The 13,454-nt window shown below is 64.2% G+C and carries 6 protein-coding genes; 1 reads left to right on the forward strand and 5 read right to left on the reverse strand.

Features of this window, described 5'->3' with window-relative positions:
• Nucleotides 1-149: 149 nt before the first annotated feature.
• Nucleotides 150-7,277, reverse strand: coding sequence for a S8 family serine peptidase (locus tag JJ896_15495; protein MBO6781059.1), 7,128 nt, complete (start codon nucleotides 7,275-7,277; stop codon nucleotides 150-152).
• Nucleotides 7,278-7,672: 395 nt separating this feature from the next.
• Nucleotides 7,673-9,211 (reverse strand): trypsin-like peptidase domain-containing protein, encoded by a 1,539-nt coding sequence (locus JJ896_15500; protein MBO6781060.1) that lies wholly within the window; start codon nucleotides 9,209-9,211, stop codon nucleotides 7,673-7,675.
• Nucleotides 9,212-9,397: 186 nt separating this feature from the next.
• On the opposite strand from JJ896_15500, the gene JJ896_15505 reads away from it, so the two are divergent.
• Nucleotides 9,398-9,730, forward strand: a complete 333-nt coding sequence (locus JJ896_15505; protein MBO6781061.1) for a hypothetical protein — start codon at nucleotides 9,398-9,400, stop codon at nucleotides 9,728-9,730.
• On the opposite strand, the gene JJ896_15510 is transcribed toward JJ896_15505, so the two are convergent.
• From JJ896_15510 to JJ896_15520, 3 genes are all read right to left on the reverse strand, one after another.
• Complete coding sequence (locus tag JJ896_15510; protein ID MBO6781062.1) at nucleotides 9,727-10,425, reverse strand: 1-acyl-sn-glycerol-3-phosphate acyltransferase; 699 nt, start codon at nucleotides 10,423-10,425, stop codon at nucleotides 9,727-9,729. The two genes, JJ896_15505 and JJ896_15510, sit on opposite strands and share 4 nt — an antisense overlap.
• 96 nt (nucleotides 10,426-10,521) lie before the next feature.
• The gene (locus JJ896_15515) at nucleotides 10,522-12,159 is read right to left on the reverse strand and encodes an amidohydrolase (protein MBO6781063.1); all 1,638 of its coding nucleotides are present in this window, start codon (nucleotides 12,157-12,159) and stop codon (nucleotides 10,522-10,524) included.
• Between the two features lie 200 nt (nucleotides 12,160-12,359).
• On the reverse strand, nucleotides 12,360-13,415 hold the full coding sequence (locus JJ896_15520; protein MBO6781064.1) for a nucleotidyltransferase family protein: 1,056 nt from the start codon (nucleotides 13,413-13,415) through the stop codon (nucleotides 12,360-12,362).
• Nucleotides 13,416-13,454 lie beyond the last annotated feature (39 nt).

Below are 13,454 nucleotides of genomic sequence, written 5' to 3' on the forward strand. Positions count from 1 at the left end.
CAATGATGGTTTTATCCGCCATACGATCTCGGGAGCGCCCAGGTTTCAGTTGGACTCCCGGACTCCGCGGTATTTAGACGGTTTAATCCGCGGATAGCACGATTTTTATTGCGTTTTGACGGTTATAACCGCCAAACGAAACCGCTACCCTATCGAACCACCACCAACTGCCGGGTACGCACCTCGGTACCGGCTCGCAACCGGACCACGTACACGCCGGCTGCCAGCGTCCTCACCTGCAGGACCTGCTCAAACCACCCCGCGCCGCGCGGCTCCTCCGAGACCAACGCTACGCGCCGACCGAGCAGGTCAAAGACTTCCATGCGCACGTCCACCGGCTCGGGCAAGCCAAAGCCGATGCGCGCCGATGTCGCGGCCGGATTTGGATAGAGAGCGTCTAGCGTAACACGCTCAGGCAATTCACGGCCTTCATCCACGCCCACGGAAGACGGATGCCCCGGCGCTATGCGCGCCAGGTTGCTGAAGGGGCTCAGATTGCGCCCGTCATCCTCGGCCCGAAGCAGGAAAAACCAGTTTTGACCGTCCGCCAAAGCGGATATGACGAAGGTTTCTTCGGTGAACGCAGCCGATGGGCGCGGCAAATCAACCGGGGTTGCGGCTTCCCACCACCCGGCCCAGTCCTGGCCCGGAGGCTCCGCGGCATATCGCAGCTGGTAGCCCATCGCCCGTCCGCTCGTGCCGTCGTCTCCGGGGGCGAACCACGTAAGCTCGATGTCGTCTGCAACACGGGCCGCCCGCAGCGAGGCAACAGCCGACGGCGGCACGTCGTCCGTCGGGTCGCCGCTCATCCAGGTCACGGCAGCGCGCAGGAGTGCACCGGCTTCCCCATCAGTGGCATCCGCGGGGTGAAATCCCGCCAGCACAGAGCGGTGTGTTCCGCTGTCGTAGCGGACCGCAGCGGCAGACCCATTCTCCCAACTCATGACCGTAGCGTCTCCGCCAGCCACCGCGTCTCCGGTCGTCGAGATGGTCAACTCGGCACCCACGACATCGTCGGCGACGCCGGAGGCGGTACCGGCGCCCTCACCCACCGCGGACGCGCCGAACCACTCCAGCAACCAATCCGCCGGTAGCGCGGCAGGTATGCCCGCGGCTGCAAGCAGCACAGAGCCGCCCTGGGTCATGTGGCCTGCCAGCGAAATGCGGGTCTCTTCCGGCAGGAAGTTCGTCAGCGTCGAGAAGCTACCCTGCGGGGCGAGGTAAATGATCGATCCGTCGTAGGCAGATAGCACATTGCCCGACAAATCGCGGCCGTGCACGTAGGAACGCCACGTATCGACACTGAGACCGGCGGTTTCGGCGACCGACGCCACGCGCCGTCCGGCCTCATCTCCATAGCCGTTGACAGCGTCGACGACGATGAGATTGCGAGCGGCGGGCGTGAACCCTCGCGTGGTGAAACCCTGATACGCGCCGCCCTCGGCCGTTCCCGTGTTTCCTGCCGAGTCGCTCGCTTCGTAGGCAACCTCAAAGTCTCCTACACGGTCCGTGGTCCAACTGCCGGCCCATCGCCCGTCTTCGCCCCGGCTCATGGGCACGCGAGCGATTTCCTCGCCGTTCTCCATCACGAGGGCGCCGACTGTGGCGACCGGTCCGGGCTCGTAGACATTGCCTGAAACGGTGACCGCGTCGCCAAGAGCATAGGTGCGCGCCAGGAATCTATTGTCAGAAATGAAGGGGGGCGTATCGTCCCCTGCTCTGACCGTGACCGGGTAGTCGTGCACGTCGATCGGGTAGCCGTCGTCCCCCAAAAACCACAGGCGAATGGCCAACTCGGTACCGACCGGTGTCTCGGATCCGACCGTGAATTGCGGCCACACGGTGGTCGGGTCTGGCCCAACCTGGCCGACAAACCCGGAATACGCGACATAAACGCCGCCATCCGAATAGCCTCCGGTAACCTGCGCGGTGACGGCATCCACCACCGATCCGCCCGCGCTCGACACCTCCGCCGTCAGGTAGATCGTTTCTCCGGCCCCTACCAGGCCGTCCGACCCCTGATAGGCACCGACCACATCGACCGTCAGTACCGATTGCGTTTCGACCCAGACAGAATTCGAAATACCGGAGGCATTTCCAGCGTCGTCGTAGGCCCGAAAGGCGACATAATTGCTGAAGCCCTCCGGCAGATCGAGTGCTACCAGTCGCTCCTGCCCGCCCGCCGCGCCGGGCACCGTGGCGAGCGGCGTGGCAAAGTCAAAATTGTCGATGGGCGTTTCGAAGTATCGAAATTCCAGGCTGTCGACCGTTCCGCCGGTTGCATCGTCCGTGGGTTCGGTAAATCGAAGCACGGCCCCGGTTCGATAGGCCCTTACCAGCGTCAGATCCTGCGTTTGCGGCGGCGCCTCGTTGTCATTCTGCACGACAACCGCGGCCTGCAGCTCCAGCGTGCGACCGCCCGCGTCGGTGACCGACACTATCAGCTCCGCCTCTGTGCCATCTGCCGTCGACGCGTCCGCCGCAACTCGGACGGTCAGATCGGCACTTCCCTGCGCCGGTACAGCCAGCATGGCCGGACTGACCGAAATCACGGACAAGCCCGTGGCAGCGACATCCACGCTCAGCGCCTCGTAGTCTGCCGTGCCGCTGTTGTAGAGTTCCAGGAGCAGGTCCGCCTCCTGCCCGGCATCAAGCGCACCGTCGTCATCAAGCACGGTGACTGATCGCACGACGGGCAAGCCGACATCCAGCGCGGTGAGCGCCACCGGCACCAGGATCGAGCGCTGCGTCGGATCCGTGGACCGCACGCGGAGCAGGGCCTCCTGATCGTCCCCCGGCATACGACCGGAGGTAGCTACAAGCGCCGCCGCACTTTCGCCCGACTCGATACGCGCTGCCCGGCGCCCCGACAGATCCGCCCATCGCGGCCGACCCAGGCGGTAAAGCAGCATATTCTCGAAGTAGAGCAGATCATCCTCGACCAACTGTCCTGTCGCCAGGATGGCGCCGTCTCCAAAGGGGAATTCGACCGTCACCGGTTGTCCCTCGGTCGCCCCGACCAGTAGCGTATCGGCCCCCGCCGGCACCTCGGTAAACCAGGTATCGGCGAACGGGAAACTGTCGTCACCGACCGATTGAATCGCCCAGGGTTCGGAGTACGTGGGATGTGCCGCGTCGAGAATCGCCCCGTCTCCGAACACAAACTGCTGCACCTTGCGCAGGCCCCCGACGAGTGGCTCGAAATGGTTGTTGAACGCCAGGTGGAGTTGGAGAAAACCGCCGGCGCTGACCCAGTCCTCCAGCCACTGCCGATGCGTCTCCAGCCCACTGGCAAACTCGGTGGGCTGGTTTGAAACCAGGATAATCTTGTCATAGGGGCTGAGGTCCAGGCTGCCCATTGCCGCCGCAGGCATCACGTCATAGGGCACTCCGTGGGCGTCCAGCAGCGCCTCGGTGAACGGATTGCCGAGTGGGTCATCCTCCTTTAGCAGCAAAAGGCGCCCCCAGATCCAATCGGTGTCGGGGCCTGCAACCGGGTCTGGCGCGGGGGGTGGATCGAACAAAAAGTCGCCGTACCGCGAGTTCAGCCCACCGGGCACCCAGTCCAGGTGCACGCTGACTGCTGCGTCGCCCGTGCCGGAAAGTGTCAGGGCCTGGGTCTCGGTGTCATGGAGTGCGATCTCGCTGGTGATTGCCGTCGGTGAGATCTCAAGGCCGGGTCGAGTGAGGCTGAAGCGCAGTCCCGCGGTGTCGGGTGGCACGCTGATCGGGCGCCTGACCGATTCGGCGTAGGCCGAGCCGCCGGCCCAGATGAGGTAGTCCCCGTCAGGCAATTCCGCCGTGAACGATCCGTCCGCACCCGAGGTGGTTTGACCTTCGGCCGCGGTGCCGGTCCATGATACCGGTTCGTTGGCGATGGCACCCGTGCCTGACACAACGGTCCCACTTACGGTGCTGGTTCGCGAGACTGTAAGGCGCGATTGCCCGGTCCAGGTCATGCCCGCCGAGGCCGCTGCCTCCAGACTCATCAATACCGGAGTGCCATCCGGTGTGTCTGCAGCAACGGCCGCACTTGCCTGCGCCGTAAACGATTCGCCTGGTTGAAGTACCGGAATACCGGCGTTCTGAACGGAAAACCCGACATATGTGCTGTTTGTCGTGACCTCCAGGGACGTCGTGGGCGCGGGCTCCGTACCCAGATTCAACACGATTATCTGAATCTGGGATGCGGATTCCCCCGCGCGCAGGTCGGCGCTCACACTGAAGGCGAGTTGTGCTGCGGCACTCGCACTGAGCTGAATCGGCAGCAGTTGCTGCGGCGGATCGTTTGAGTCTACGAGCAGTGCCGCTGACCCGATTGCGCCCGGCCCCAGAAGGCCGGCGTTTAGCATCACTGGTGCCGTGGCCGATTCTCCCATCGTTATGGTGAAGTTGCCCTCCTGAACACCGAGCCACGGCACGTCAAAAGCGGCGTGCAGTATCGCGTTGTAGACAAGCTGCCGATCTGCCTCGCGGGACGAATTCGCGGCAGCGTGGGAGAAGAACACCCGCCTGCCATGGGTTGCGATCACGCCGCCGCCGTCATCGGTTTGGCCGGCCAGATCGGCTGTGACGACGGCGTCCGTCCAGGACGCATCGAATGGACGCGTCCGCGCCTGCGCGGCCGGGGCGTATGGAAACGAAATGCGCCTGCCGAGACCGCCACCCGGCCCATGCGAGAATCGGGACGGCTCACTTTCCAGGATGTACTCGAGCGTCGGCTCGAAACCCAGGAGTTCTGCCAGCACTTCCGTCTGGGCGGGCGCCAGGTCGGAGTCCAGTGCACCGGCCGCAACCAGGCCGCCGCCTGCCTCGACGAACGCGCGCACCACGGCGATCTCCTCGGCAGTGAGCGCATCGCCCGGCTCCGGAGGGCCGATGAACAGCACGTCCGGCGCCAGGGCGTTGAGCACGCCCGCGCTCACGGTGCCGCTCAGTGCAGCCGCATCAATGGAGACGGCCACCGGCCTGCCTACTGCCTCAAGGGCGGTCCAGGTCGGGCCGCCACCGGCGATCGACGCACTACGAACCACGGCCACCTTCACCGTGGGGACGGGTAGGGTCGAGCCCGCCGGCAATTCGATCAGGTCGGCTCGTAGATCGTCCGTGCCGGCGTTCTCGATGGTCAGATTGACCGTGGCTTGTTCACCCCAGGCCAATTCGGCCGCAGCTGGCGGGGCAATTCGCAATTCTGGTGCTCCTAGCTGAAAATCCTGCACGGCCGGCGCAGTCAAATGCAGACCTTCCGGTGCGGAAGGCGAAAAACCGGTTGCCGACGCAGTCAATGTGATATCGCCGCTCAGCAAACCAGAGATTTCGTACGCACCATCGTGATCGGTCAGGGCGAAGTCTGCCCGTGAACCGTCAAAGCTGACCCGCGCATTGGGGATCGGCCTGCCGGTTCCCCGCTCCGTGACCACGCCGGTAATGGACGTGGCCTCGGCCACCGGCAACGCGTACGAAAGCGTCCAGCTGTTCCCGTCTCCGTCCGTGACGTCAATCGTGAGATCCACGGCCTGACCGGGAGTCGCGCTGGAGGGCACAAAGAGCCGGAACGGTTCGCCGCTGGCGGCGCCGGATGTCAGGAAGGGAATATCCCCGTAGGTCGCGGATCCGGTCTGCACCTGGGCCGCGTTCGCGGACAATCTCGCGGAAACGGCCGTAGCGGACTGAGCCCCCACATTCGAGAGACGTACCCAAAGCTCTATGGTCTCGCCGGGTCCCGCGGCGCCGTCCAGGTTGCCCGAACTGAGTCCAAATTGATCATCGTCCACACGCACGCTCGTGATCTGGAGTCTTGGGGTGGCCGGAAGCAGGGCCTGATGCACATTCAGCCGTCCGCTGCCCAATTTGCCCTCGTAGCCGGGATTCAGGTGGTCGATCGGGTCTGCGGTGTCCTTGAGGCGGGCACGAATCTGGTCGGCGGTCCAATCCGGGTGCTCCGCTTTCAGGAGTGCCGCGGCGCCCGCCACCTGCGGCGAGGCCATCGATGTCCCGCTGAGCCTACTGTACGATTCCGCCGGGAACGTGCTCAGAATGGCCGAGCCGGGAGCAGAGATTTCTACCCAGGTGCCATGCGTCGAGAAGTCGGAAACGAGGTCGTCATGGGTGGTGCTCGAGACTGCCATCGCAACCGCTTGCGCCGCAGGAAAATGCTCATCTTCCGTCGCGTCATTGCCCGCGGCGGCGACAAACAGGTGACCGGAATCCTGGGCCAGCTGCAGGAGATCGCCCATCGCCTCCGACTGCCCGCCGCCGCCCCAACTATTGTTCGAAATGGGCGCCCCGGTGACCAGCCCATAGGCGACCGCCTCTTCCGCCGCACTGCCCGATCCGCCCGGCCCGAGAAACTTGACGGCGATCAATTTGACCTGCCACGCCATGCCCGTGACACCGATACCGTTGTTGCCGACCGCCCCGACCGTGCCGGCGACATGCGTGCCGTGAAACTGATCGTCCATCGGGTCCGAGTCGCCGTGGAAGAAATCATAGCCGTGCACATCATCGACGTAGCCGTTCTGGTCGTCGTCGATGCCGTTGGCCGGAATCTCGCCGGGATTCGTCCAGATGTTGGCAGCCAGATCCGGGTGGAGGTAATCGATGCCGGAGTCGATGACCGCAACGACCACATCGTGGCTGCCGGTCTTGATGTCCCAGGCCTCGAGGGCATCGGTGTCGGAGTCGGCGGTGCCGCCGGTTTGGCCGGTGTTGTGCTGGGCGTATTGGGCTCCGAAACGCGGATCGTCCGGGGTGGCCGCCTCCGCTGGGTGTGGTAGCCCTGAATGGTGTGCTCCCGCGTTTTTTGGAGTTGGGGTCTGTGCTGGGGCGTGGGCGTATGGAAGAGCTCGGTAGGTTTGGCGGGGTTCGGCGTAGGCTACTTGGGGGAGGGCGTTGAGGCGGGCGAGAATGACGTCAATGCTGGCGTGCTCGGGGAACTGGAACTCGGTTAGGGTCCAGGTCGAGGCGTGCGGGTCGGTCTTGCGTGCCGGGAGTTTTCGGGCGATGTGGTCTTGCGCCAGGCGGGGGATAAGGGCGCGTTTTGTCGTCGCCTGCAGGTCTCTGAGGGTAGCGTCTACCTCTGCCAATCCTGTCCATGGCGACGGTGCTTTTGCCGCAGGTGCTTCGCCAAATGACGCGGGCCGATAGTCATTTACCGCTCTATCAACCGTCGGACTGGCGTAGAACTTGACCAGGATCCGGTGCTGTGCCTGAGCGGGGTGCCACGCGGCGAGTGCGGCGACAGAAACGGCGAGAAGCAACGCGCAGAGACGCAGCATGGACAGTGGCCAGATTGGATGCGGGTGCCGGGCAAACTACACCACTTAGCGCGCTGTTGTTGAGGTGTGCGGGCCAGTCGCGGGCCTTAGCCCGGAGCAGTGCGGGCCACGCGCGGGCCTCAGCCTAGAGACGTGCGGCCACGGGTGACCTGACGTGGGTTGGGACCCCAGCGAGCTGCCCCTCCCCTCATGATGGATCCCGGATCCGTGGTGAAATCGTTCGCAGCGCCCCCCAGATCTGGCCATAATCTGGGGTTCACGGAAATCCACGAACTGCCCGCGCAAATTCCGTCAGTTGACGGCGCGATTGCGGGTGTCCTACAGCCAGGTATCCGACCGCCAGGGCCCGACAGCCACGAGCCCGACAACCTGCCCACCGCTTCCGGAGTGCGAGACTACGGCCGACGCAACTCGAAAAACGCCCGCTCTCCGCTCCGTCGCACCACTTCCAGAAGCGGCGCACCGTCCCCGGCTTCCAGGGCTAGCTCCACGTCCTCGGCCGAGGTCACCGAAGCCCCGTCAACCGAGACGATGACCGTGTTGCGGGGCAAGCCGGCAATGGACGCCGGGCCCCCGTTCTCCACGTAGGCGACATACGCACCCTGCTCGAGGTCAAACAGGCGCTGGAAGCGGTCGGTCATTTCGAACAGTCCGATGCCCCACTCCGGCACTTCCACGATTTCCCCGTGCGGTGAACTCTCGGCCTCGGGCTCGGCCTCTGGCTGCACCTCGTCACTCTGATCCAGCTGGGCAAACCAGCGCTGGGTCGTCGGATTGTCGCGGCCGAGCAACTCAACGGCAAAAAAGCGCCGACCGCCGTCTCGCCAGACCTCAACGCCAAGCTGCTCGCCTGGCCTGTAGAGGGCAATAATCGACTGAAGCTCGTTGGGCTCGTAGATGGGTCGTCCTTCCACGCTCAAGAGCACATCGCCCGAGCGCAGACCGGCCTGATCGGCGGCAAGGCCGGCAAATACATTGTTGAGCAGGACGCCCTGCACGGTTGTGAGGCCCAGACCGGCCGCCCGTTGCGCATCGACCGGCCAGATGTCGACGCCCAGGTAGCCCCGCTGGACCTCCCCGAACTCAATTAGGTCGCGCACCACTCGCTCGACCAGGCGCATCGGCACCGCGAACCCATACCCTTCGTAGCTGCCACTCTCGGTGGCAATGGCCGTGGCAATTCCGACTAACTCACCGCGCAGATTGACCAGGGCACCGCCCGAATTGCCCGGGTTGATTGCCGCATCCGTCTGGATGAAGGACTCGATTCCGAACGAGTCCTCAATGATGTTAACCGAGCGCCCGAGCGCCGAGACGATGCCGGCAGTGACGGTCGATGTCAGACGGAACGGATTGCCCACGGCAAGAACCCATTCGCCCACCTGAAGCGCGTCGGAGTCGCCGAAATCGATGGCAGGTACGGGCGCATCATTTTCGAGCTTGAGCACGGCCAGATCGGTATTCGGGTCTTCGCCTAGAACGGTCGCCGGATACTCACGCTTATCACTGAGCGTCACGCGGATCTCGGCGGCGCCCTCGATGACGTGATAGTTGGTAACCACGTGCCCCGCCTCGCTGATGATCACGCCGCTGCCCGCTGACTGGGCCAAACCTCTATTCCTGCGGAAAAACGACCTTCCCGCGGTCTCGACCTCCACGAAGACCACGCTGGGCGTGACGAAACCGGACACGGTCTTGAAGGCCTCATTCAGTGTCAGCGCATCCACGTAGCCGCGCGTCGCCAGGGTTTCCGGTAGCACTACGGGCGGAAATGCCGCCCCGGAGCCAAATCGTATCGTCTCCACCATGGAACGGTCGGGCACGGTGTACTCCGGATAGGTGCGCCACAGGGTCCCGAGTACTCCGATCAGCAGGCCGACAATGACCAGGCTGGAATAGAAAAGCGGTCGTCTGAAGTCGGTCCGTGGAGACATGGGGCGCTGCTGTTTGCGGCAATCTGCAACATACGTACGCCAAGAGGACCCGAGGGTTACTCCGCGTAACGGTTCGGCCCTCCGCTGAGCCGGTTGGGCTGGTCGGGCGATGGGCTGTCGGGACTCCCCGAGGTGCAATAGTCCACGCGCGGCGTGCGTTTGTCCATCAACCCGGAGCACAGGATAATGACCCGTCTTCTGATACTGCTGGCCGCGATAACCACGGCTGAAGCCTCAGGCCAAGCGCTCAAGGCCGACAAGCTGCATTTTCAACCATTGCACGACTACTATCGCGCAAAGATCGATGCGCAGGTACTACAGCGGATCGCTCATCCTTCTACTTGCCCGGCACCTGTCGATCCGGAGTTCACACGCATCCCGGAGGCGGCCTCCGCCCCCATGAAGATTTACGTGCCGCCTCCGGTCCGGGCCAAAATGGCACCCGTAGGTTGCCCTCCCCTGTCGCGCGACGCGACCAGAAGCCGCCCAACCCCTCGTCGCGACAGCGATCCGGGCTAACCCTCAACCAGATCGCCGGCAAGCTCCCGCACGGCCTGCTCCGCTAGTGCGGCCAACTCCTTCCGGTCCATGCCCGCACAGGCGATGGGCTCCCCGATGCGAACCTCGACGGTGATCGACTTCTGACGGAGCCAACCGAAAACGCTCTCCATCATGGGCTGCTCGGGAGTCCAGCCCATGATCTCCCGGTCATCAATTGTTGTTGGGGCGCCGTTGATGCGCACGGCGTTGTGGTAGACCGGCAGCACCGAGCCGTCCTCCAAACCAGCGACCGCTGCGAACCCGGCGGTCTTGAACGTACGAATGGTGCGCCCGTCTCCGGTGGTACCCTCGGGAAACACCAGCACCGATACGCCGGATTTGCCGGCCTCCCGCAACTCCTCTACAAACCTCGCCGCCGCCAGGCGACGGTCCCGCTCCACAAATATGATCCCGACCGTGCGGCAGATCCACCCCATCACGGGCCACCCGGCCATCTCGGCCTTGGCGGCAAATGCTACCGGGAGCACGGCCGCAAGGATCCAGGGGTCAGCCAGTCCGAGGTGATTCGCCACGACTACCGTCGACCCGGAGGGACGTGCTCCGCCTACCGATACCAGCTCGATTCCCAGAATGCGGCAGAACTTTCTGCACGCCCGCTCCTGTCGCCAGGCCCGGTACCGCGCGCGGTCCGACTCCGGCTTGAAATGCACCAACAGGGCCAATTTTGATGTTTCCCACACCAACGCCCAGGCAAATCGCGCCGCTCTGACGCGGGCCCGGAGCATGCTTTCGTTGCGATTCGCCACCGGCTACAATGCGTGGGCTTCTTCCGGCAACGAAAAGACTTCCACGCCGCCGATCACAGTGCGGAGCACGCCGACATCCTTGATGAGCTCCGCCGGGATGCTCCGGATGTCTTCGCCGAGCACGACAAAATCTGCCAACTTGCCTTCCTGCAGCGTGCCGAGCTGATCGGCTTGCCCGCCGGCCTCGGCATTCGCCACCGTGTATGCCCTCAAGGCATCCTCTACTGCAATCTTTTGGGACGGGATCCAGCCGTCCGGATTTGCGCCGTCGATGGTGGCTCGCGTCACGGCAGCGTGGATGCCGAGCAGCGGGTTGAGCGGCGCAACCGTCCAATCAGATCCGAAGGTGAGCGGCGCGCCCGCATCCAGCAGGGACCGGAACGCGTAGGTGCGTTCGGCGCGCTCCCGGCCGATGCGGTTTTCAGCCCATCGCCCATCATCCACTGCGTGATACGGCTGCATGGACGGCACCACGCCGAGCTCGGCGAACCGGGCGATTGCCGCGTCTGACAGATGCTGTGCGTGCTCGATACGCGGGGGCAATCGGTCCCGGAACGGAAGCCCAGCGAACACATCGAGCAACCAGTCATTTGCCCGATCCCCGATCGCGTGAATGGCCAGCTGCAATCCCGCCGAGTCCGCCCCGGCGATGTCTGTGGCCAATTCGCCCAGCGGCGTTACCGTTAATCCGGTTGTTTGCGGCGTGTCCAGGTAGGGGTCGTAGAACCAGGCGGTGGTCGACCCCAGCGATCCGTCCACAAATCCTTTCACACCTCCCCACCGCAGTACCGAATCACCCGTGCCCTCTTTCTCCACCAGGCGAGCGATGCGCTCCCAGCCCGAAATGGCCACGATGCTGTAGATCCGTAGCGAAAGGGCACTTTCCGCGTGGGCCGCTCGATACACCTCAAGATCCTGAAAGCCTCCATATGTGCCTACGTCGTGCACCTGTGTCACGCCAAGAGAAAACGCATGCGCCTGAGCGCGATCCAGCGCCTCGCGAAACTCCTGGGGCGACGGATCGGGGATGACCGAAAACACCAGGTTCATGGCCTCGTCCTTCAGCACGCCGGCGGGTGATCCGTTCGCCAATCGCACGATTTCCCCGCCTTCGACATCCGGGGTCTCAGCCGTCAAACCGGCAAGCTCCAGCGCCAGCGAATTCGCCACCGCCATGTGCGCATCCAACCGCTGCACGAACACCGGATTGTTCGGTGTCGCGGCATCGATCCAATCGGCCCCGGGCAATTTACCCCCCCATCGTTCGTGATCCCACGATCCGCCCAGAATCCAGCGCCCGGGCTCCAATCCGGCGGCGAACTCACCGATTCGACGGGCAAATTCTTCGGGCGAATCCGCATCGCGCAGATCGACCGACGCCAGCTGCATGCCGCCCATGAGCAGATGCACGTGATTGTCGATGAACCCGGGAATAACGAATGCGCCGTTCAAATCGACGATTTCGCCTGCGGCCGGGGCACCATCCGCATCGCCCACCCAGGAAATCCGGTCACCAGTCACCGCCAGGGCCGACGCTTCGGCCCCGGTCCCGGTCCAAATGACGGCGTTGGTGTAGAGCGTGTCGGCGGGCTGGGAGCAGGCGCTCATCAGGACAGCTGCCGCGAGAATGCAGGCGCGCATGGAGGGAGGGGCTTCGCCGCCATGATAGTACGGAGGCGGACGGTGCAGCAACGCGGGCGTGGGCTCGCGTCTTGGGCGGCTACGATTCGCCGGGCCCGGGTCGGCGACTGCTAGGATTCGCGGGGCCCGGGCCGGCAACCGCTTCGATTCGGCGGGCGCCGCTCGGCGACCGTTGCTATTCGCCGGTGGACCTGTCCGCCCTAGGCAGCGCGCCTTCGCTCCAGACCCGGCCACTCGGTGCGGGCGCGCTCGAGATCGTCGTGTTTGCCGATGTCCAGCCAGTACTCATGAATCGGAAAAACCGCGGCCGCATCGCCCTGATCGCGAATGCGTTCAAAGAGCGTCGTCATCTCGAAATACTCGTCCGACGGAATCATGTCGAGCACCGACGCTTCCAGCGCATAAATGCCGGCATTGACATGGAAGGTCTGACTCGGCTTCTCAATGATGCCCCGAAAACTGGTCTGATCCGCATCGACCACGCCGTACGGAATCTGCAGGGTGTAATCGCGTACGCACATGGTGCCGAGCGCACGATTATCGTGGTGGAAGGCCAGGAGACTGCGCAGATCCACCGCCGTGAGCACGTCACTATTCATCACGACCAACGATCCTTCCGGCCGCTCCGGAAGCAGTGACAAGGCGCCCGCCGTGCCCATGCGCTTCCGCTCCACGGTGTAGGAAATCTCCGCGCCGAGCTGGTGCCCGTCGCCGAAGTAGTCCCGGATGACGTTGCCCATGTAGTTGAGCGTGACCACGAATCGCGTGAAGCCTTGCTCGACCAGTCGCGAGACGATGGTCTCGATCACGGGACGGCCGCCGACCTGGATCATGGGTTTGGGCAGATTTTCCGTGAGCGGCCGAAGCCTGGTGCCCATTCCGCCGGCCATTAGCACCACGATGGCGTGCGATGGATCGATCCCGGGTGACTCAAGAAACTCGACGTCCACCACGCGGCCGCTCTCGTCCACGATTGGAATCTGTTGCACAGCGGCGCGGCGCATGATCTCCCGGGCAAACCCGCGCGCGTTCACGGAAAGCGAGCGCGGACGGCCGTTCATGACGGTGTGCACCGGATCATGGAGCTGCGACCCGCGCAGAAGGCCGCGTCGCACGTCACCATCGGTCATTACACCCCGCAACCGGCCGGCCTGGTCGACGACGACCACGGCCTGGGACGACTCGCGCGTGATCACGGCGAGAGCGTCCAGGATCGGCATGTCCTCGGGTACGAGGATGCGGGAGTAATGAGTCATGAGGCGGTTGGGGCCGTCGGACATGCCGGCATTCTGGCA

It is taken from the genome of Rhodothermales bacterium (genome assembly GCA_017643395.1).
GTDB lineage: Bacteria > Bacteroidota > Rhodothermia > Rhodothermales > UBA10348 > JABDJZ01.

Bases quoted from the DNA above. Each gene is read 5' to 3' on its own strand.
- JJ896_15495 (MBO6781059.1), bottom strand. From the start codon at position 7,277: ATGCTGCGTCTCTGCGCGTTGCTTCTCGCCGTTTCTGTCGCCGCACTC.
- JJ896_15500 (MBO6781060.1), bottom strand. From the start codon at position 9,211: ATGTCTCCACGGACCGACTTCAGACGACCGCTTTTCTATTCCAGCCTG.
- JJ896_15505 (MBO6781061.1), top strand. From the start codon at position 9,398: ATGACCCGTCTTCTGATACTGCTGGCCGCGATAACCACGGCTGAAGCC.
- JJ896_15515 (MBO6781063.1), bottom strand. From the start codon at position 12,159: ATGCGCGCCTGCATTCTCGCGGCAGCTGTCCTGATGAGCGCCTGCTCC.
- JJ896_15520 (MBO6781064.1), bottom strand. From the start codon at position 13,415: ATGACTCATTACTCCCGCATCCTCGTACCCGAGGACATGCCGATCCTG.